The 19,971-nt window shown below is 30.8% G+C and carries 23 protein-coding genes; 3 read left to right on the forward strand and 20 right to left on the reverse strand.

Annotated elements, in window-relative coordinates; all coding sequences use genetic code 11:
- Window positions 1-8: 8 nt before the first annotated feature.
- From atpG to CUEA01_RS14070, 12 genes are all read right to left on the reverse strand, one after another.
- A complete protein-coding gene (gene atpG, locus CUEA01_RS14015; RefSeq protein WP_234122312.1) occupies window positions 9-854 on the reverse strand; it encodes an ATP synthase F1 subunit gamma in 846 nt (281 codons plus the stop codon).
- A 24-nt stretch (window positions 855-878) separates the two neighbouring features.
- Window positions 879-2,393: a F0F1 ATP synthase subunit alpha gene (gene atpA, locus CUEA01_RS14020; RefSeq protein ID WP_234122313.1), complete on the reverse strand. Its 1,515-nt coding sequence runs from the start codon at window positions 2,391-2,393 to the stop codon at window positions 879-881.
- 10 nt (window positions 2,394-2,403) lie between these two features.
- Window positions 2,404-2,943 carry a F0F1 ATP synthase subunit delta gene (locus tag CUEA01_RS14025; RefSeq protein WP_234122314.1) on the reverse strand — a complete coding sequence of 180 codons (540 nt, stop codon included), beginning with the start codon at window positions 2,941-2,943 and terminating at the stop codon, window positions 2,404-2,406.
- Between the two features lie 2 nt (window positions 2,944-2,945).
- Window positions 2,946-3,425: a F0F1 ATP synthase subunit B gene (locus CUEA01_RS14030; protein WP_234122315.1), complete on the reverse strand. Its 480-nt coding sequence runs from the start codon at window positions 3,423-3,425 to the stop codon at window positions 2,946-2,948.
- 51 nt (window positions 3,426-3,476) lie between these two features.
- Window positions 3,477-3,719 (reverse strand): ATP synthase F0 subunit C, encoded by a 243-nt coding sequence (gene atpE, locus CUEA01_RS14035; protein ID WP_234122316.1) that lies wholly within the window; start codon window positions 3,717-3,719, stop codon window positions 3,477-3,479.
- Window positions 3,720-3,795: 76 nt separating this feature from the next.
- Complete coding sequence (locus CUEA01_RS14040; protein ID WP_234122317.1) at window positions 3,796-4,461, reverse strand: F0F1 ATP synthase subunit A; 666 nt, start codon at window positions 4,459-4,461, stop codon at window positions 3,796-3,798.
- Window positions 4,462-4,465: 4 nt separating this feature from the next.
- A complete protein-coding gene (locus tag CUEA01_RS14045; RefSeq protein WP_234122318.1) occupies window positions 4,466-4,837 on the reverse strand; it encodes an ATP synthase subunit I in 372 nt (123 codons plus the stop codon).
- Window positions 4,838-5,137: 300 nt separating this feature from the next.
- Entirely contained in the window at window positions 5,138-6,118 is a 981-nt protein-coding gene (locus CUEA01_RS14050; RefSeq protein ID WP_234122319.1) for a DMT family transporter, read from the reverse strand.
- A 615-nt stretch (window positions 6,119-6,733) separates the two neighbouring features.
- A complete protein-coding gene (locus CUEA01_RS14055) occupies window positions 6,734-7,915 on the reverse strand; it encodes an acetyl-CoA C-acetyltransferase (protein WP_234122320.1) in 1,182 nt (393 codons plus the stop codon).
- 120 nt (window positions 7,916-8,035) lie between these two features.
- On the reverse strand, window positions 8,036-9,187 hold the full coding sequence (gene wecB, locus CUEA01_RS14060) for a non-hydrolyzing UDP-N-acetylglucosamine 2-epimerase (RefSeq protein ID WP_234122321.1): 1,152 nt from the start codon (window positions 9,185-9,187) through the stop codon (window positions 8,036-8,038).
- Between the two features lie 56 nt (window positions 9,188-9,243).
- Complete coding sequence (locus CUEA01_RS14065; RefSeq protein WP_234122322.1) at window positions 9,244-10,281, reverse strand: glycosyltransferase family 4 protein; 1,038 nt, start codon at window positions 10,279-10,281, stop codon at window positions 9,244-9,246.
- Window positions 10,282-10,302: 21 nt separating this feature from the next.
- Entirely contained in the window at window positions 10,303-10,791 is a 489-nt protein-coding gene (locus CUEA01_RS14070; RefSeq protein WP_234122323.1) for a dCMP deaminase family protein, read from the reverse strand.
- A gap of 229 nt (window positions 10,792-11,020) precedes the next feature.
- Between CUEA01_RS14070 and CUEA01_RS14075 the strand changes: the two genes are divergently transcribed.
- Together CUEA01_RS14075 and CUEA01_RS14080 are read left to right on the forward strand one after the other, a co-directional pair.
- Window positions 11,021-11,680, forward strand: coding sequence for a metal ABC transporter ATP-binding protein (locus CUEA01_RS14075; protein ID WP_234122324.1), 660 nt, complete (start codon window positions 11,021-11,023; stop codon window positions 11,678-11,680).
- Window positions 11,677-12,477 carry a metal ABC transporter permease gene (locus CUEA01_RS14080; RefSeq protein WP_234122325.1) on the forward strand — a complete coding sequence of 267 codons (801 nt, stop codon included), beginning with the start codon at window positions 11,677-11,679 and terminating at the stop codon, window positions 12,475-12,477. Before CUEA01_RS14075 ends, CUEA01_RS14080 begins: the two co-directional genes overlap by 4 nt.
- A 676-nt stretch (window positions 12,478-13,153) precedes the next feature.
- Here the strand turns inward: CUEA01_RS14080 and upp are convergent.
- The 8 genes from upp to CUEA01_RS14120 form a co-directional block, all read right to left on the reverse strand.
- The gene (gene upp, locus CUEA01_RS14085; RefSeq protein WP_234122326.1) at window positions 13,154-13,783 is read right to left on the reverse strand and encodes a uracil phosphoribosyltransferase; all 630 of its coding nucleotides are present in this window, start codon (window positions 13,781-13,783) and stop codon (window positions 13,154-13,156) included.
- A gap of 174 nt (window positions 13,784-13,957) precedes the next feature.
- Entirely contained in the window at window positions 13,958-14,404 is a 447-nt protein-coding gene (gene rpiB, locus CUEA01_RS14090) for a ribose 5-phosphate isomerase B (protein WP_234122327.1), read from the reverse strand.
- A 23-nt stretch (window positions 14,405-14,427) separates the two neighbouring features.
- Entirely contained in the window at window positions 14,428-14,883 is a 456-nt protein-coding gene (locus CUEA01_RS14095; RefSeq protein ID WP_234122328.1) for a low molecular weight protein arginine phosphatase, read from the reverse strand.
- A gap of 11 nt (window positions 14,884-14,894) precedes the next feature.
- Complete coding sequence (locus tag CUEA01_RS14100) at window positions 14,895-15,947, reverse strand: L-threonylcarbamoyladenylate synthase (protein ID WP_234122329.1); 1,053 nt, start codon at window positions 15,945-15,947, stop codon at window positions 14,895-14,897.
- 21 nt (window positions 15,948-15,968) lie between these two features.
- A complete protein-coding gene (locus CUEA01_RS14105; protein WP_234122330.1) occupies window positions 15,969-16,547 on the reverse strand; it encodes a hypothetical protein in 579 nt (192 codons plus the stop codon).
- 18 nt (window positions 16,548-16,565) lie between these two features.
- Window positions 16,566-17,645: a peptide chain release factor 1 gene (prfA, locus tag CUEA01_RS14110; protein WP_234122331.1), complete on the reverse strand. Its 1,080-nt coding sequence runs from the start codon at window positions 17,643-17,645 to the stop codon at window positions 16,566-16,568.
- 75 nt (window positions 17,646-17,720) lie between these two features.
- Window positions 17,721-18,590: a peptide chain release factor N(5)-glutamine methyltransferase gene (gene prmC, locus CUEA01_RS14115; RefSeq protein WP_234122332.1), complete on the reverse strand. Its 870-nt coding sequence runs from the start codon at window positions 18,588-18,590 to the stop codon at window positions 17,721-17,723.
- On the reverse strand, window positions 18,590-19,531 hold the full coding sequence (locus CUEA01_RS14120; RefSeq protein ID WP_234122333.1) for a DUF1385 domain-containing protein: 942 nt from the start codon (window positions 19,529-19,531) through the stop codon (window positions 18,590-18,592). The genes prmC and CUEA01_RS14120 overlap by 1 nt, the downstream gene beginning before the upstream one ends.
- 226 nt (window positions 19,532-19,757) lie before the next feature.
- Here CUEA01_RS14120 and rpmE point away from each other — a divergent pair, with 226 nt between their 5' ends.
- Window positions 19,758-19,970 (forward strand): 50S ribosomal protein L31, encoded by a 213-nt coding sequence (gene rpmE / locus CUEA01_RS14125; protein WP_234122334.1) that lies wholly within the window; start codon window positions 19,758-19,760, stop codon window positions 19,968-19,970.
- The last annotated feature ends 1 nt before the right edge of the window (window position 19,971 follow it).

A 19,971-nucleotide genomic window follows, 5' to 3' on the forward strand; every position in this document is an offset into this window, starting at 1 on the left:
TTCCCTCCTTATTTAAGAGCTTCTGCTCCTCCAACTATTTCTGTAATTTCTTGAGTGATAGCACTTTGTCTAATTCTGTTATACTTTAAGTTTAAATTATCTAGTAAATCATTAGCATTTTTAGTTGCACTATCCATAGAAGACATTCTTATTGCCTGTTCACTTGCCTTTGAATTTAAAAGCAAATTGAAAGTCAATTGCTCTAAATGCAACTTAACTGCTCTACCTAATAATACTTCAGCACTAGGCTCAAATTCTGCTATACTCAAACTATCTGATTTTTCGACTTCTAGTGGAAGCACTTTTTGTACTTTCACATTTTGCTTAACAGTAGAAACAAATTCTGTATATACTATATATACTTCTCCTACTTCACCATTATCATAAAGCCTTAAAGCATGATCCGCTATTTCTTTAGCTTCGCCTAAACCAGGTTCATTAGGAATATCGACATACTCAGCCACAGTATCATATTTAAGTCTCTTAAAGTATGATCTTCCCTTTTGACCAACTGTTATAAGCAAAGATTTATCTCTATCTTTAGACATAACTTCGTTAGCAGCAGATACAACGGCTCCGTTAAAACCTCCACAGAGACCTGAATCTGAAGTAATCGCTATATAAAGTTTTTTATCACTATTGTTACCAGTAATATAACTGCTTTTTTCTTCACAAGAATTAGCAATTTTATTCATAACATCATTAAAAGCTTTATAATACGCTTTATTAGCTTCAAGGTTCAGTCTAGATTTTCTTAAATTAGAGGTAGCTATAAGATTCATGGCTTTTGTTATTTTTCTAGTACTGCTAATAGACTTAATTCTTCTTTTAATAGCAATAAGTCCTCCTGCCATACTTGCACCTCCTACTTCGGAAAACTATTCTTCAGCTACGAATACTTTTTTATATTCAGTAATTGCCTTTTCAAGTTCGCTCTTAACTTCATCAGTTAAAGCTTGCTTTTCAAGTATTAATTTTCCTAAATCTCTATAATGAGTATCTACATATTCAAACAATCCAATTTCAAATGCTTCCAATTTATCAACATCAATGTCCATTACAAATTCGTTAACAACAGCATATAAAATCATTACCTGTTTTTCAACTGGCATTGGATGATATTGAGTCTGCTTCATCATTTCAGTTAATCTCTTACCTTTTTCAAGTCTCTTCTTAGATTCTTTATCAAGATCTGATCCAAACTGAGAAAAAGCAGCAAGTTCTCTGTACTGAGCAAGCTCAAGTCTAAGTGTACCTGAAAGCTGTTTCATTGCTTTAATCTGAGCGCTACCACCAACTCTTGATACTGATATACCAGAGTTAACAGCTGGTCTCTGACCTGCATAGAAAAGTTCAGATTCAAGGAATATCTGACCATCTGTTATAGATATAACATTTGTAGGTATATATCCTGAAACGTCTCCTGCTTGAGTTTCTATTATAGGAAGTGCTGTTATTGAACCTCCACCTAACTTATCTGAAAGTTTTGCAGCTCTTTCAAGAAGTCTTGAATGTAAATAGAAAACATCTCCAGGATAAGCTTCTCTGCCTGGTGGTCTACGAAGTAATAATGACAGTGTTCTATAAGCTACTGCGTGCTTAGACAAGTCATCATATACAATAAGTACATCTTTTCCTTTAAACATGAAGCCTTCTCCAATAGTAACACCTGAATATGGTGCTAAGTATTGAAGTGGTGCTGAATCTGAGGCACTTGCTGATACAATTATGCTGTAATCCATAGCACCCATCTCTTCAAGTATGTTATACATGTTTGCAACTGTAGATTGTTTCTGTCCTATTGCAACATATATACAAATAACATCTTTTCCTTTTTGATTAAGTATAGTATCAATAGCAATCGCAGTTTTACCTGTTTGCCTGTCTCCTATAATAAGTTCTCTTTGTCCTTTTCCAATAGGTATCATTGAGTCTATGGCTTTTATGCCGGTTTGAAGTGGTTGTTTAACTGACTGTCTATCAATAACACCTGTAGCTTTAATATCTACTGGCTTTGATTCATCAGATTTAATTGGTCCTTTACCATCAATTGGCTGTCCTAATGCATTTACAACTCTTCCAAGCATTGCATCGCCGATTGGAACCTCAACAACTCTTCCTGTACTTTTAACTACATCGCCTTCCTTGATTCCTTTTTCTGAACCAAGCAAAGCACAACCAACATTGTCTTGTTCAAGATTTAAAGCCATTCCATAAACATCGTTTGGAAACTCAAGAAGTTCACCAGCCATACAGTTATCTAAACCATATACTCTGGCAATACCATCACCTATTTCTATTATCGTACCTGAATCTACTGTTTCTACCTTATTTTCATATCCTTCAATTTGCTTTTTGATTATTGAAGTTATTTCTTCAGGTTTTATGTTCATAGGCTCACCTCTATTCTCGTTTAAGCATTACTTTTTTCATGCTTTCTAATTTATTCTTTATTGTTCCATCAATAACGTCGTCTCCAACTCTTACATAAACTCCACCAATGATTTCTTTATCAATGACTTCTTTTAATATAATAGTTTTATTATATTTCTTTTCAAGCTTATCTTTAAGTTGTTCTCTTTCGTTATCTGTAAGTGGGATTACAGTTTTAATTTCTGCAATAACCTTATTAGCTTTTTCTAAAGCTATTTCATTTAATTGATTTAGAATTCCTGAAACTTCATGAATTCTCTTTTTTTCAATAAGTAATAATAGAAAAGAGAGCATTTCTTTATCTACCTTACCTTGAAAAATATCCATAAACATTTTCTTTTTTCCAGAAGTACTTATCTTAGGGTGGTTTATTATTTGTTGAATATCATTATTAGCATTTATTAAATCAACAATTTCAGAAAAATCCTTAATATATTGATCTACCTTATTTTTTTCCGCACCAACTTCATACAAAGCAAGCGCATATCTTCTATCTAGATATTCATACATAATTAAATACCTACCTTAGCAACAAAATCTTCTATAAGTCTTCTATGTTCTTCCTCGTTTATGGATTTGTCAAGTGCTTTTGAAGATACTAACACTGCAAGTTCAATAACTTGAGCTTTAATTTCATCTTCAGCTTTTTCTTTTTCTCTTTCAGCTTCTCTCTTTGCTCTTTCTAAAATAAGTTGAGCTTCATCTTGAGCTCCCTTAGTTATTTCATCTGAAACTTTTTCAGCTTTAGCCTTAAAGTTTTCTACAATTGTCTTGCCTTCTTCTTTTGCACTTGCTAATTTCTTTTCATTTTCTATTCTTAAAGCTTCTGCTTTACTTTTATCTTCATTAGCACTGTTTATTGTATCTTCTATATCCTTTGTTCTTGATGACATAACCTTATTAACAGGTTTATAAAGGAAATGATGTACAACTATGAGAAAAAGCGCAAAGTTTATTAAACTGTATACGACTCTAACTAAATCTATTCCCATATACGCAAAAGCCTCCCTTCGGCTCATTTTTTTAGCTATCTAAGCTAAAAATTAAGACATTTTTACGAATATTAACAATAATGATACCAACAATGCATATATAGCTGTAACTTCTGAGAATGCTATACCTAATATCATTGTACTAGTAATTTTTCCACTAGCTTCTGGTTGTCTTCCAACAGCTTCAACTGCTTTTCCTGCAGCGTTACCTGTTCCGATACCTCCACCAATACATCCTATTGCAGCTAGACCTGCACCTAATGCTACCATTCCATTTACAAAGAAACTATTCATGTTTTTTCCTCCTTAAAAGTAATTTTAAATTGGTTTATATGATTTATACAGGTATTTTACCCACATAAATACATTCTTACTCTTCTGCTACTAATTTAATTTGAACCATTGTAAGCATAACAAATACTATCATTTGTACTGCTCCATCAAACAAATCAAAATACGCATGACCTATAATAGGAATTACTAAAGCGGCATGACCCAAGGAACCATATATAAGTGCCATGATAACTGATCCTGCCACCATGTTACCAAATAATCTTAGGGTTAATGAAAGAGGTAATGTTAATCTTTCAATAATATTTATGGGTAACAATGGTATAAATGGTTTTGTGTAACCTAAGAAATATTCTTTTAATCCATTTCTCTTTATTGCATTACCTTGAACTATAAAGAAGGTTAACGCAGCAAGTGTTAGTGGAACATTTATATCTTTTGTAGGTGGTTCGAATCCAATGAGTCCCATTAAATTCATAATAAGCAGATATAAAGCTAACGCTGCTACATATGGAGCAAACCATTTATATTCCTTACCCATATTTTCACCTACAGCATTATTTACGGTTTGCACAAAGGCTTCAAGAACATTTTGTTTTTTGTCTGGTATCTTTTTTAAGTTTCTTGTAAGAGCATAGCATAGTATAGCCACAACTATTAAAACAACAAGTTGTATTATCATACTATCAGTAACTTGAATACCAAATGCATTAAATATGGGTTTAGCCTTAATACTAATATCCATTTAATCACTTCCTTTCATTGTTTTTTAATAGCAAACCATAAAATATTAGCGCTATAAAATGTGCGCTGTAACCTGCTATGTAAGCAATTAAATAATATTGCTTTATTTTATATAGAAGTATACTTATTATACAAACAAGTATAACTCTAAAAACTGAACTAAAAACTATTAAAAGTTTTGTACCAATTCCCTTTACAAGAACTAAATTAGCTGTAATTGTACTAACATAAAAATTAAATACAGCTGTAATGATTCCAAATAAAAGTATTAGTGAATATTCTGGCTTTATTATTAATGCAACAAAGAATATTAATGCAGCAACTATTAAATCACAAACAGTAACAGCCTTTAGCATTTTTTTCACATCTACGTTCAAATCATTTCCTCCAATGCTATAAACATGATACTTAGATTATATATCTTTAATTTTTATAAATAAACATTTGTTTTTCGATTTTTTTCGCAATATTTAGCCTTTATTCAAATTTATCAGTCTATTATCTACGAATTAATATCTTTAATGATAAAATGCTTCAAATAATTCAATTTCGCAATAAAATTTCAAATTACTGAAAATTATAATATTTATGTTATTCTATTTTGTTTACATTTATGCATGATTATTTATCGTATATTATAGGGAAAAACTATATACGATAAATAATGTTTTATTTAATTACGCCCCCGCATTTACACTGACTTTTTTATGCTCATTTTCTTTTTCTAATTCCCTATTACGCCTACTGTTTTGTATAAAGGTAATGCTTGAGCCTAGCAATATTAGCACTATTCCTATAACCGTATTAAATTTAATAGCTTCTTTCAAAATAATCAATGCAAAACATGGTGCCAATGCAGGTTTTATATAAAAAACTAAAGAAGCTACAGATGCTGATGTTTCTTCCATGGCTAAAAAATAAAAAGTATATCCAAGACCAGTGACAAATATTCCAATATAGATTAATTCCGGTAAGGTCCCCAACGTTATTCCCTTTAATACAGGAACTCTTGCAAAATTTTTCATACCAATCTCATTAAAAAAGGTTGCTACAAAATTTATTCTAGAAATCATAATAAATATTAAAAGTTCCATACTTCCTAGTATAAAACTAAGGGAACTTACTACTATTCCGCCATATTCTTTACTTTTTTTCTTTCCTATTATTCCATACAAAGCAAAAGTTAATGCTGACAAAAGAGTATATGCAATTCCTATTATGCTTATAGACATATTAAAGGGATTTAAAATAACAAATATACCTAATACACTTATAACCATTGAAATGATAGTATCCTTATAAATTGCCTCTTTTAAAGCAAAATAAGCAATTGGTATTACGAATATTGGATTACAGCTAAATAGTATTGCAACAATTGACGCTTGACTACTTGAAATTGCCAATTGATAAAGTATCATGCTTACAACAACACAAATAAACCCAGTTATTAAAAAGAATTTAAAATCTTTAACTTCTAATTTAATTTTACGCTTTCTTATAATCTTTATTGCAATTGGAAGCAATAATACACCTCCTATAAAAAATCGTAAAAAGGTCAATTGTATTGGATTAAACTTACCAGAAGTCATTTTTAAAGAAACTTCCATAGTACTGAATAAAATTGTTGCAAAAATAATGTACAAATATCCTTTTTTCATTTTTTTATTCCCCCCAAAGATTTAAAAGCTTCATAAAATGAATTAATATGCTTTATAAATACCATTAGTATGAAAATTTTCAATATAGACTTTCTGAATAGTTCTTTATGCACTTAATTATTAAAATTAAAGGTGCTTCTTCATTTTCTCTTTTGAAAATTTCATTTTTATCTAGTATTCATATAAGCAGCTTAGGCATCTTAAAGAAAATATAGATAAACCAGTTCAAATTGAGAACTAGTTTTTAAGATACCTAAATTAAACCCCTTACTATTATTATAACAAATGCAATCAAATATCATTTTTTCATAATATATCCAGTAATTTCAAGATAACCGCAAGCAAACACCAAATATATAGAAATTTATACAATATTTTGGACAAAATAAGATTAAAAATTCGCAAGTACCTTCCAAATTATATATCTTGCAGTGAAATGAGCAAAAAATAAAAATCGACAAGACAAAAAGTCCCATCGATTTTTATTTTCAGCTTTTAATAAAGATAAACCACCTTGAAACTTCAAAATTAATTTGTATCAAAATGCCGTCTTCTAGGCATTATGATGCAAATTAATTTTGTTAGTTGAACTGGTTTTATAAAGATAAACTATAATTAAAGTTTCTCTACAACTATAGCTGTACCTTGTCCACCACCTATACATAAAGTAGCAAGTCCTAATTTAGCATCTTCTCTCTTTTCCATTGCATGTAATAATGTAACCAATATTCTAGCACCAGATGCTCCTACTGGATGTCCTAATGCAATAGCTCCACCATTAACATTTACTTTACTCATATCAAATTTCAAATCTTTTGCTACAGCTAAACTTTGAGCTGCAAAAGCTTCATTTGCTTCAATTAAATCTAAATCTTCAACTTTTATATCAGTCTTAGCTAAAGCTGCCTTTGTTGCATAGAATGGTCCATATCCCATTATTGCTGGGTCTAATCCTGCTGAACCATAAGATACTATTTTAGCAAGTGGTTTTATTCCTAATTCCTTTGCTTTTTCAGCACTCATTATAACTAAAGCTGCTGCTGCATCATTTAAACCTGAAGCATTTCCAGCTGTTACTGTTCCATCTTTCTTAAATGCTGGCTTTAATTTAGCCATTCCTTCAATTGTACTTCCGAATCTTGGGTGTTCATCTGTATCGAATACAACTTCACCTTTTCTAGTTTTTATAACTACAGGAACAATTTCATCTTTGAACTCTCCATTTTTTATAGCTTTTTCAGCTTTTAATTGTGAGTTAAGAGCGAACTCATCTTGTTCTTCTCTAGTAAGTCCCCATTTTTCAGCTATGTTTTCAGCTGTTATTCCCATGTGATAATGGTTAAATGCATCCCATAAACCATCTGTAATCATTTCATCTACAAATTGAGTATTTCCCATTCTTGCTCCCCATCTTGCATTATCTACAAGGTAAGGTGCTCTTGACATGTTTTCCATTCCACCAGCTACTACTATATCAGCATCTCCTGCTTTTATTATTTGAGCTGCAAGACTTACTGTTCTAAGTCCAGATCCACAAACTTTATTTATTGTAAGTGCTGGAATTTCTACTGGTAATCCAGCTTTAACTGCTGCTTGTCTTGCAGGGTTTTGTCCTAAACCAGCTGAAAGAACATTACCAAATATTACTTCACCTATTTCTTCTGGCTTTACTCCAGCTTTTTTTACTGCTTCTTTTATAACTACTGCACCTAAATCTACTGCTGGTACATCTTTAAGACCTTTTCCATATGAACCGATTGCTGTTCTTACAGCACTAGCTATTACAACTTCTCTCATTACATTACCTCCTAAATTTTAATCTCAAGTGTATTAAAATCTTCTTTCTTTTAACAATTATAATTATAACTACTATTTATTGTTTTATCAATACATTTTGTTAAAAAAAACACAAACTTTTTATACTATAAATTCATCTGGCTTAACCTTTGATATTCCAAAATGATACAATATAGCCTCTGCTATTCTATTTGATGCTTTACCATCACCATATGGATTTATTGCATTACTCATTTTTTCATATTCTTCTTTATTTCTAAGTATCTTATTAGCTTCCGATACAATTTGAGCCTCATCAGTTCCTACAAGCTTAACCTTTCCAGCCTTTACTCCTTCGGGACGTTCCGTTACACCTCTTAAAACAAGCACTGGCTTACCTAAATGAGGTGCCTCCTCTTGAATTCCGCCAGAATCAGTCATAACCATAAAGCATTTATTCATAAGGTTATGCGTTTCTTTAGTATCAAGCGGTTCTAGTAAATGAACTCTTTCTACATTGCTTAAATGCTTATATACAACATCTCTTACTATAGGGTTTAAATGAACTAGATAGACTAACTCAACATCTGTATTTTGCTCTACTATCTTTTTTAAGGCTTTACATATATTTTCTATACCTTCGCCCCAATTTTCACGTCTATGAGCAGTTATCATTATTACTTTTTTACCTTTATAATCCAAATCATTAAGTTTCTCATTGCTAAATTTATAACTATCCTGTACTGTGTGGTTCATAGCATCTATAGCTGTATTTCCTGTAATGTAGATATTCTTCTCATTAACCCCTTCTCTTAAAAGGTTAAGTTTTGATTTTTCGGTAGGTGCAAAATGTAAATCTGCTATTGCCCCTGTAAGTTTTCTGTTCATCTCCTCTGGAAAAGGAAAATATTTATCGTATGTCCTGAGCCCAGCTTCCACATGGCCTACACTTATTTTTTGATAAAATGCTGCAAGTGAAGCTGCAAAAGTAGTCGTAGTATCTCCGTGAACAAGAACTATATCTGGTCTTTCTTTTGAAAATATGTAGTCTAATCCCTCAAGAACTTTAGATGTTATTCCTGTTAGGGTTTGCTTATTCTTCATTATATTCAAATCAAAATCAGGTACTATATTAAATAAAGCTAAAACTTGATCTAACATTTCTCTATGTTGTGCAGTAACACACACTTTAGATTCAAATTCTTCTCTTGCTTTTAATACCTTTACAAGTGGAGCCATTTTTATAGCTTCCGGCCTTGTTCCAAAAATACTTATTACCTTAATTTTTTTCATAAAATTAATTCCTCCCTAATTGCAAAAATTGTTTATATCACAATTATTTACACAACTTATTCTTTATGCTTAAAAAACCCAAATTTCCAAGCCAATAGCACTATAACTAAAATTACTATAGCTAAAACAGAATATGCCTTAGTATTAGTTAACTGCATTACTATGACAGCTATAAATCCAAGTACTGCACTTATTAGGTACATTACTATAACCGCCTGTTTTTGACTAAGCCCCATATCTAAAAGCCTGTGATGCAAATGTCCTCTGTCTGCTTCTGTTATTGGTTTTCCATTAATTTTCCTTCTAACTATAGCAAAAAGCGTATCATAAATAGGAAGCCCTAATGCTAGTATAGGAACAGCTAAAACAACAGCTGAAGCTGACTTAATAGCCCCCTCAATAGATATTGCTGCAAGTAAAAACCCGAGTAACTGCGACCCTGTATCTCCCATAAAGATTGATGCCGGATTAAAATTGTATGGCAAAAACCCCAATACTGATCCAGCTAAAATAACTGCTAATGTTTGTGACTCCATTCTACTAGGACCATTTAGAAATGCTATAATAGACATTGTAATAGAAGCGATAAACGCCACTCCAGCAGCTAAACCATCTAAACCATCTATCAAATTAAATGCATTTGTTACACCAACAATCCAAAGCAAAGTTAATATTATACTTACTATATTATTAATTTGTATATATGAATATGAATTACTTATAGGATTAGTTATCATGGATATTTTTATTCCAAAACCAATTAATGTGCAAGCTCCCAAAAGTTGAAATATTATTTTCTGCCATGGTTTAATTGCTTTTAAGTCATCAATTATGCCTCCCACAACAATAATAAACGAACCTATAATCATTCCAATTTCCGGTCTAGTAGGTGGTCCTTTTTTTAATATGAGTGTTGCTAAAAACGCAATATATATTGCAAGCCCCCCCATTTTAGGAATAGGCTTTTTGTGAACCCTCCTTTCATCCTTTGGAATATCTATAGCTTTTATTGCCTTTGCAAATTTTCTCACAAGTGGCGTAGCTAAAAAAGCTATAATTACAGCCGTAAAAAACATCAAATATGTATTTTCCATTTTTACCTTCCTCGTATGCTTTTAATATTCTGCATTACCTGTAAGTGAATCATCATTTTCTATCCATTCACTAACTTTTATTATTCTGTATTCATCCTTTGTGTCTCTAATAATTACTTTTTCAATTCCAGCATTAATTATCATTCTTTTACACATTGAACAAGGTGCTGCATTTTCAACTAATTTTTTTGCAGTTGGGTCTTTTCCAACAAGAAATAAGGTTGAGCCAATCATATCTTTTCGTGATGCACTTATAATAGCATTTGCTTCTGAATGGACTGATCTACAAAGTTCGTAATGGGTTCCCCTTGGAACATTTAATTTTTTTCTTATACAGCTTCCAATATCACTGCAATTTTTTCTTCCACGTGGTGAACCAGTATATCCAGTTGATACTATTTCATCATTTTTAACTATTATTGAGCCATAGTTTCTTCTAAGACATGTTCCTCTTTCAAGAACAGTTTCTGCTATGTCTAAGTAATAATTATTTTTATCTCTTCTTTCCATAAATAAATCTCCTCATACGTTGCATAAATTTTAAAGTAAAGCTACTATTTGGTTTGCCAATTATAATTATGTATTCTACTATATTATAGTTGAAAACCACATAAAATGCACATATATTTTTCTTTTTTCTTTCTATTATTAAAATTGGGTTGTTGCAAAACATTTGCATTATGATATATAATATAGATTAGCACATTTTGTCCACTAAAATTTAGGAGGATTACTTAGTATGATAAATATTGAGAACTTATATTTTTCTTATGAGAAAACAAATCAATATATTTTAAATGATATAAATTTAAAAATCCAAGACGGAACATATACATCTATAATAGGAGAAAATGGAGCTGGCAAAAGCACTTTAGTAAAACTTATTTTAAATATATTAAAGCCAACTTCAGGCAAAATAGAAATGAACTGTAATGGCATAGGCTATGTACCGCAAGTCATGGAAAATTTTAATTATAGTTTTCCAATAACCGTTTGTGAAATACTTAACTGCCATATGAAAGCATTAAAATTAAAAAATCATGACGTAATATCTAAATCACTTGAATTAGTGGGTATGGAAGATTTTAAGAACTCTTTGATAGGCTCTTTATCTGGTGGACAAAAACAAAAAATTTTCATAGCAAGGGCTCTTATGGGAGACCCTGACACTATAATTATGGATGAACCCTCTACTGGCATAGATGTTAAAAGTCAAAGTGAAATATATTCTACTTTAAAAAATTTAAATATAAATAGTGGTGTTACAATAATTTCAGTTGAACACAATATGAAAGCTGCGTATTCTTATTCTTCACATATATTTAAGTTAAATGATGGCAGCGGCACCCTAATTGATACAAAAGATTTTTCAAGCAATACTTTGGAGGTTATACAATGATTCAAATTTTCCATCTTAGTTTTATTCAAAATGCCTTTTTGGCAGCAATAATGATTTCTATACTATGTCCTCTTATTGGTGTGTTCCTTGTACTTAAAAGATATTCCATGGTTGGTGACACCTTATCACATGCATCCTTTGCTGGTGTTGCTATCGGTTTACTTATAAATGTAAATCCATTAATTACCGCATTTGTTTTTACTTCTTTATGTGCAGTGTTAATTGAATCTTTAAAGGATTTTTTCAAAGGATATTCTGATTTAATACTTCCAATAATATTAACTTTTTCTGTTGGAATAGCAATAACCCTTACAAGCAGCGGAAATGTTTCTGCTAACATAGAATCTTTTTTATTTGGAAGTATACTTACTGTAGAAAAAAGTGATTTAGTGTTAATTTTTATTGTTGGCATAATTTCAATTTTACTTATAACCCTTCTTTATAACAAAATACTATACACAATATTTGACGAAACTGGCGCAAAACTTTCTGGAATAAATACTAAATTTATAAACTACATTTTTGCTTTACTTGTTGGTTCCACAATTTCAGTTTCAATAAGAATAATTGGTATTTTAGTTGTATCTTCTTTAATTGCCGTACCAGTTGCTGCTGCTATGCAATTTAAAAAGGGATTTAAAGCAACCCTTATAATATCAATACTTTTTAGTTTCATAGACATAATGCTTGGTTTATTTTCATCATACTATTTAAACTGTGCACCAGGAGGAACAGTTGCATTAGTTTCTGTGTTTACACTTGTTATAACTTTACTACTAAAGAGGTTTAGAAAATAGGGAGCTTTTACACAAAAATTATTTTATACATAAATTTAAATAATGCGAACCAAAGTGTAATGCAAAATCAAAGAACCTTTGGCAGGTGTAGAAAAATAATGTTAGTGAATAGCGGCTCAAAATCCTAAATAAAATTAATAAAACTAAGCGGCAAATTTTTTAAAGCTTAAGAACTTTCGATAACTCGCAAAAAGACGCTCAGACAATCTAAAGCTCTAAAGCTTCAAAAAATTTTCCACTAAGTTTTATACAATTTTATTTTAGAAATTTTTTCGCCACTATTCCCTAACATCATTTTTTTCCTACACCTACCAAAGGTTCTTTGATTAATCCACTACATCTTTGTTTCACAATGTTTAAATAAGTTGATTAATTAATATACCAATTAGCATCTTTTAATATATTATTTGGTGAAAAATCGAAGTTTCTGCACTAGCCCAAAATTCCGTAGGTACGGAGGAATTTTTACCTTAACCCCCTGTAAATGCGAAGTAAGTGTAGTTCAGAATGATTTAAATAAAATTTTAATAAATCTTAGAGTGAAATATTTAAAAGACTTAGATGTTTCAATTGTTTGAGTGCTTTTTACGAGTTATTGAAACGTCTTAGGATTTTAAAGATTTCACTCTTAGTTTTATTAATTTTATTTAATATTCTGGACTACACTTACTTCGCATTACTTTGTTCCAAAAAGTCTGTCTCCAGCGTCTCCAAGTCCTGGAACTATATATCCATTTTCATTTAATTTTTCATCTATTGATGCAAGATATATATCTACATCTGGATGAGCTTCTTGAACAGCTTTAATTCCTTCTGGTGCACCGATTAAGCACATAAGTCTTATGTACTTTGCTCCTCTTTTCTTTAAAAGAGATATAGCATCAATTGCAGAACCACCAGTTGCAAGCATTGGGTCTGTAACTATTATGTCTCTTTCCTCTATATCTTGAGGTAACTTGCAAAAATACTCTACTGGTTTTAATGTCTTTTCATCTCTATATAGCCCAACATGACCAACCTTAGCTGCTGGTATTAATTTTAACATACCATCAACCATTCCAAGTCCTGCTCTAAGTATAGGAACAATTGCTACTTTTTTTCCTGCAAGCATTTTACACTTAGTTGTACATATTGGTGTTTCAATTTCTACAGTTTCAAGTTGCATATCACGAGTTACTTCATATGCCATAAGCATTGCAACTTCTTCAACCATTTCCCTAAAATCTTTAGAACCAGTCTTTTTATTTCTAATAAATGCTAACTTGTGTAATATTAATGGATGTGATATTTGTGTTACTTTACTCATTTTTTATTCCTCCTATATATAGATAAACCATTTCAACTATTAAAATTCATGTGCACCATAATGCCCAGAAGACGGCATTTTAGTACAAATAAATTTTAAGTTTCAAGGTGGTATATCTTTAGATAAACCACTTCAACTAATAACATTTGTGTAAGACTTTCAAATGGCTTATATTTACTTATACTTTTTTTCAATTTCAGTTATTTTATCAATTCTTCTTTGATGTCTTCCACCTTCAAATTTTGAGTTTAAAAATGTATCTACAATATCTAGTGCAAGACCAGTTCCAACAATTCTTTCACCAATTGCCAATATATTTGCATTATTGTGTTCTCTACATGCATGAGCTGCAAATGTATCTGTACAAGCAGCTGCTCTTATACCAGGCACTTTATTAGCTGCAATACTTATACCTATTCCTGTTCCACACACAAGTATACCTAATTCAAAATTTTGAGCCGAAACTTCTTCTGCAACTTTTAATGCAAAATCCGGATAATCACAAGAATCTTCAGTGTAAGTTCCAAAATCCTTTATTTCCATACCCTTTTCTTCTAAATGCTTTATTATTTCTTTTTTTAGTGAAAAACCTGCGTGATCACTTCCTAATGCTATCTTCATAAAAACACCTCCGTAAAATTGTATCACTTAATACTTGTATCTTCTTTTAATTTTTCAATGAGTACCAGTATGCTACTTCTTAAATCCGTATATGTTTTCCTGTAAACATCAATATTTCCACCATACGGATCACATATGTCGTCTTCTACACCTATGTATTCATTTAAAGAATATATTTTATTAGAACTGCTTTCATTAGTATCCCTTAAAATATCTCTTATCCTAGCTGTCATAGTCAAAACAAGAGAAACATCTTCAATTAAGTATGGTGTTAATTGAACAGGACTTCTACTGGATATATCTAAATTAATATTTTCCTTTAAAACAGCTGCTGAATTTAATGAGGTTTTGCTTCCAGGGAAAACAGAAATTCCAGCAGATAATGCCTTAATATCAGTGGAGGTATTTAAATTATTAAATATAGCTTCAGCCATACAACTTCTACATGTATTACCACTGCAAACAAACAATATCTTCATAATTAATCTCCTCAAACCTTAATTATATCAAAACCGGCAGATTTATTTAACCTATTCATTACAGCAACTCCAAACCCGCTTTCCTCAAAAGACTCAGACAATATAATATCTACACTTTTATCATCAAAACTTCTTAAAGTTTCAAACAAATTTTTTCCTATTGAATATATATCTTTTCTAGTACCAAGTGACATAACTAAAGCATTTTTATAAGAATCCTTAGTTTCATCTGTGGCCATTATTCCTACTTTCTTTCCTTCGCCTATATAATTTTGCACCATTTCATTAATTTTTTCAATAGTTTTTTGAAAATCGCCTTCGATTATTTTTACTGGTGCCTTTGGTGCATAATGTTTATATTTCATTCCTGGTGCTTTTGGTTTTAAATTATCCTTAGGTTTATCCATAACTGCAGGATCTATATAAGCTTCTTTTTCAACAGATTTTATCATTTCAAGTGTAATTGCTCCTGGTCTAAGTATACAAATTGGATTTGTAGTACAATCAATTACTGTTGATTCTAAACCAAATTCCGATTTTTCTCCTCCAATTATATAATCAACTTTTCCGTTTAAATCATCTATACATCTTTCAATATCAGTTGGACTTGGAAGTCCTGAAATATTAGCTGATGGTGCAGCTATAGGAACACCAGCTGCTTTTATTAACTCTCTAGCAATTTCATCAGAAGGCATCCTTATTCCTATAGTTGAAAGTCCTGCACTCGTAATATCTGAAACTATTGCTTTTTTCTCCATAATAAGTGTCATCGGTCCAGGCCAAAATTTCTCCGCTAACTTTTCAGCTGACTTTGGTACGCAAGCTGCAACTTTGTCTATACTTTCAAAATCCGAAATGTGTACTATCAGTGGATTATCTTGCGGTCTGCCTTTTGCTGCAAATATTTTTTTTACCGCTTCCCCATCTAAAGCATTAGCTCCAAGCCCATACACTGTTTCTGTTGGAAATGCAACAAGTCCTCCAGTTTTAATAACCTTGCCCGCTTCAAGTATAATATCATTATCAATATTTTTACTATCTACTCTAACTATTTTAGTAATCATACTAAATCACCTCAGGTTTCCCTAATTTTTTTGAATACCCTTAAGCTGTTCCATAGCTCTATCTGTGAAATTTGCATGAACACATTTTTTGAACAATTCTTCTAATAATAAATATTTTCTGTAGCCGCCATTTCTAAATACTATATAATAATATTGATTTTCAGGATACAACTTTTTTAATCTAGCATATTGATATCCAAGATAAGGGTATCTCTTAAGAAAATTATCATTAATTTTTCTTAGATATTTGTTTCTAAATTTCGCTTTTGATATAATTATTAATTTCATTTCTTTATCCTTGTTTTGTGCATGAACTATACTAATCTTATCACACATTATGTTGCATTCAGATTTAAAAATTCCATCCTTAATCTTTAACCTATATCCATCATATTTAAAATTTAAGGAATCTTTATTTAATCTTGCTAGAACTGCTAATACAACAAGCATTTCTATTATTATAAGATAAAGAATTAAAAATATATTATACTCATGAGTAAAAATTAGCGCTACTGGCAATGAAAAAAAAATAAGGCACATAGAAAACATGAATCTATTTACTGATGCATTTTGTTTTCTTATAACCTTATTTAAATTCATATAAACTCACCCTTTTTATTAAAATTGTTCGTTACCTAAAGATTTCATCTTTTCAGCTTGTTCTGCAGTTGTAAGTGCATCTATAACTTCATCTAAATCTCCATCAAGGAATTGCTCTAATTTATATAATGTTAAGCCAATTCTATGATCTGTAATTCTTCCTTGAGGATAGTTGTAAGTCCTTATTCTTTCACTTCTATCTCCACTTCCAACTTGATTTTTTCTACTTTCTGCAATTCCCGCACTTCTTTCAGCTTCAGCCATTTCATATAATCTTGCTCTTAAAACCTTCATAGCTTTTTCTTTATTTTTGAGCTGTCTTTTTTCATCTTGGCAAGAAACTACAATTCCAGTTGGAATATGTGTTATTCTAACAGCTGAATCTGTGGTATTTACGCATTGTCCACCATGTCCTGATGCTCTAAACACATCTATTCTTAAATCATTTGGATTTATTTCAACATCTACATCTTCAACTTCTGGAAGTACTGCAACAGTTGCAGCAGATGTATGTATTCTTCCGCTTGATTCAGTATCAGGTACTCTTTGAACTCTATGTGTTCCGCTTTCATATTTAAGTCTACTATAAGCACCGTCACCTTTTATCATAAATACTATTTCTTTAAAACCACCAATATCTGTTTCATTGGCACTCATTATTTCTATTTTCCAGCCATGTCTTTCTGCATATCTTGTATACATTCTAAAAAGGTTAGCCGAGAATAGGGCTGCTTCTTCTCCACCTGTACCACCTCTTATTTCAAAGAAAACATTTTTACTGTCATTTGGGTCTTTAGGTAAAAGTAGTATTTTTAGTTCATTTTCATAAGTTCCTATATTTGATTGAAGTTCTTTTATTTCTTCTTCTACCATTTCTTTTAATTCACTATCAATTTTATCTTGAAGCATTTCTTTATCTGCGCTTAAATCGTCACATGCTTTCTTATATTCCCTATATTTTGTCACAATTACTTCTAAATCAGCATGCTCTTTGCAAAGCCTTTGCCATTCTTTCTGATCCGCCATAACTGAAGGATCACTAATTTTAGTGGATAGTTCATCATATTTACTTTCTATAAAATTAAGTCTTTCCAGCATTCTTTTATCACTCCGTATTTGTATTTTCACAATATTATATTATATCACACTTAGGTTATCATAACCACACTTTTTCTACATAAATACACTCTTATTTTCTTCTCTAAAGCCCAAAACAACTCTATCATTGTGTGCAAGGTCTTTTATAACTACCACATCATAAAATCCATGTTGCAATAATATTGTCTTCACACTTTCTCCCTGATCATAACCTATTTCATATGCAAGAAGTCCCTTAGGCTTTAATACTTTTATACTTTGCTCTGTTATCCTTCTATAAAAATCTAATCCATCATTTCCACCAGATAAAGCAATGTGCGGCTCATAATTTTTTACATCCTCCATAAGATTACTAATTTCAACTTCAGAAATATAAGGAGGGTTTGAAACAATAACATCAAATTTATCATTTCTTAAAATACTCTTTTCTAAAAGGTCACTCTTTTCAATTTTAACTTTATCTAATTTAAGTTTTTCCTTATTAATTTTGCAGACATCAATAGCTACATCTGAAATATCAATACACAATACATTTGTATTTTTCTCATAACTTGCAATTGATAATCCTATGGCCCCAGTTCCTGTACACACATCACAAACTGAATTAAATTTATTTTTTTGTATGATTTTTATTACTTCTTCAACAAGAATTTCAGTATCTGGTCTCGGTATTAAAACTCCCTCTTTAACATAAAAATCTAATCCCATAAACTCGCAATGTCCAATTATATACTTCACTGGCATCTTATTTTTTCTAAGCTCAATTAATCTTAAGTACTCTTCACTCTTTTCTTCTTCAATTTCATGTTCCATATTAGTAAGTATGAACAGTCTATCTTTTTTTAAAACATATTGAAGTAAAATTTGACTATCGGCTACATAAAATTCATCAGAAGCTTCTTTAAGTATATTGTAAGCTTTAAAAAGAATATCTCTTATTGTCATTACTTTGCTTCTTCTCCTTCTTCATTAGCTATTCCTTCTGCCCTCTTAAGAGCTTTAATTGCAACTTCAAGCTGGCTATAATCTGGTTCTCTAGTCGTAAGTTTTTGAAGCATAAGTCCTGGATACGCAAAAAAATGTGAAATTGAACTTTTTGATTTTCCCATCCACCTTATTATCTCATATGTAATACCAGAAACCAATGGCAAAAGAATAACTCTTGATATTATTCTTTCTGGCAGAGAACTCCATTTAGTAAACGAAAAAATTATTATGCTAACAATCATAACCAAAAACAAGAAATTAGTTCCACATCTAGGATGAAATCTTGAATACTTAGATGCATTTTCTGGAGTTAATTCATCCTCATTTTCATAACAAAAAACAGTTTTATGTTCCGCTCCATGATACTGAAATACCCTATTTATATCACTCATTTTTCCTATAAAGTATATATAAATTACAAAAATAGCAACTCTTATTACGCCTTCAATAAAATTCAAAGCTATTGTATTTAAATGGAGTTTTGAAAATAAATTTGCAGCAAATGTTGGAATAATAAAAAATAAAGTAACTGCAAATATTATAGATATAATAAGTGAAATTCCCATGATTATATTGTTTATACTTTCTCCAAATGTTTTATAAAGCCATTTTTCAAACTTTGAAGGTTCATTATCAGTTTCTTCATTTTCATCTTCAAATAGCGATGCCGAATAATTTAATGTTCTTATTCCAACAACCATGGATTCAATAAGTGCCACAAACCCTCTTATTATTGGAATGGAGAAAAATTTATTTCTTTTTGCATAAGGTATTATTTTTTCGAACTTTACTGATATATCACCATCAGATTTTCTTACAGCGGTAGCTATACCGTTAGCCCCTCTCATCATAACACCTTCAATTACAGCCTGCCCTCCAACCGAAGTTTTTCTTGCCATTTTTACACCCCTATCCTTAAAGCATTTATGCTTAGCTAAAAAATAATTTAATTTTATGTTTCAATTTCATCATTTATATGCATCTAACTACTATTTTATCAAATATATAAATTTAAATAAAGTATTTTGTATATATGAAGACAGCTAAATTTTATTGACTATAATTATTGGTTTATGCTATAATGTTGTAGTTAATATTGTGTATATCTGAGAGAGGTGAATATGAATGCAAAAAGAAATACAACCAGAATACTTTGAAGATGCTGTTGTTACATGCGCATGTGGAAATACATTTACTACTGGTTCAACTAAGAAAGAACTTAAAGTTGATATTTGTTCAAAATGTCATCCATTCTACACAGGTCAACAAAAAATCGTTGACGTTGGTGGTAGAGTTGAAAAGTTCAGAAAGAAATACAACATACCAGCTGAAAAATAAT

Source organism: Clostridium hydrogenum (assembly GCF_021432385.1).
GTDB classification, from domain to species: Bacteria; Bacillota; Clostridia; order Clostridiales; family Clostridiaceae; genus Clostridium_S; species Clostridium_S hydrogenum.

Coding starts and splice junctions, on each gene's coding strand:
- atpG (WP_234122312.1), bottom strand. CDS start 854: ATGGCAGGAGGACTTATTGCTATTAAAAGAAGAATTAAGTCTATTAGC.
- atpA (WP_234122313.1), bottom strand. CDS start 2,393: ATGAACATAAAACCTGAAGAAATAACTTCAATAATCAAAAAGCAAATT.
- CUEA01_RS14025 (WP_234122314.1), bottom strand. CDS start 2,943: ATGTATGAATATCTAGATAGAAGATATGCGCTTGCTTTGTATGAAGTT.
- CUEA01_RS14030 (WP_234122315.1), bottom strand. CDS start 3,425: ATGGGAATAGATTTAGTTAGAGTCGTATACAGTTTAATAAACTTTGCG.
- atpE (WP_234122316.1), bottom strand. CDS start 3,719: ATGAATAGTTTCTTTGTAAATGGAATGGTAGCATTAGGTGCAGGTCTA.
- CUEA01_RS14040 (WP_234122317.1), bottom strand. CDS start 4,461: ATGGATATTAGTATTAAGGCTAAACCCATATTTAATGCATTTGGTATT.
- CUEA01_RS14050 (WP_234122319.1), bottom strand. CDS start 6,118: ATGAAAAAAGGATATTTGTACATTATTTTTGCAACAATTTTATTCAGT.
- CUEA01_RS14055 (WP_234122320.1), bottom strand. CDS start 7,915: ATGAGAGAAGTTGTAATAGCTAGTGCTGTAAGAACAGCAATCGGTTCA.
- wecB (WP_234122321.1), bottom strand. CDS start 9,187: ATGAAAAAAATTAAGGTAATAAGTATTTTTGGAACAAGGCCGGAAGCT.
- CUEA01_RS14065 (WP_234122322.1), bottom strand. CDS start 10,281: ATGGAAAATACATATTTGATGTTTTTTACGGCTGTAATTATAGCTTTT.
- CUEA01_RS14070 (WP_234122323.1), bottom strand. CDS start 10,791: ATGGAAAGAAGAGATAAAAATAATTATTACTTAGACATAGCAGAAACT.
- CUEA01_RS14075 (WP_234122324.1), top strand. CDS start 11,021: ATGATAAATATTGAGAACTTATATTTTTCTTATGAGAAAACAAATCAA.
- CUEA01_RS14080 (WP_234122325.1), top strand. CDS start 11,677: ATGATTCAAATTTTCCATCTTAGTTTTATTCAAAATGCCTTTTTGGCA.
- upp (WP_234122326.1), bottom strand. CDS start 13,783: ATGAGTAAAGTAACACAAATATCACATCCATTAATATTACACAAGTTA.
- rpiB (WP_234122327.1), bottom strand. CDS start 14,404: ATGAAGATAGCATTAGGAAGTGATCACGCAGGTTTTTCACTAAAAAAA.
- CUEA01_RS14095 (WP_234122328.1), bottom strand. CDS start 14,883: ATGAAGATATTGTTTGTTTGCAGTGGTAATACATGTAGAAGTTGTATG.
- CUEA01_RS14100 (WP_234122329.1), bottom strand. CDS start 15,947: ATGATTACTAAAATAGTTAGAGTAGATAGTAAAAATATTGATAATGAT.
- CUEA01_RS14105 (WP_234122330.1), bottom strand. CDS start 16,547: ATGAATTTAAATAAGGTTATAAGAAAACAAAATGCATCAGTAAATAGA.
- prfA (WP_234122331.1), bottom strand. CDS start 17,645: ATGCTGGAAAGACTTAATTTTATAGAAAGTAAATATGATGAACTATCC.
- prmC (WP_234122332.1), bottom strand. CDS start 18,590: ATGACAATAAGAGATATTCTTTTTAAAGCTTACAATATACTTAAAGAA.
- CUEA01_RS14120 (WP_234122333.1), bottom strand. CDS start 19,531: ATGGCAAGAAAAACTTCGGTTGGAGGGCAGGCTGTAATTGAAGGTGTT.
- rpmE (WP_234122334.1), top strand. CDS start 19,758: ATGCAAAAAGAAATACAACCAGAATACTTTGAAGATGCTGTTGTTACA.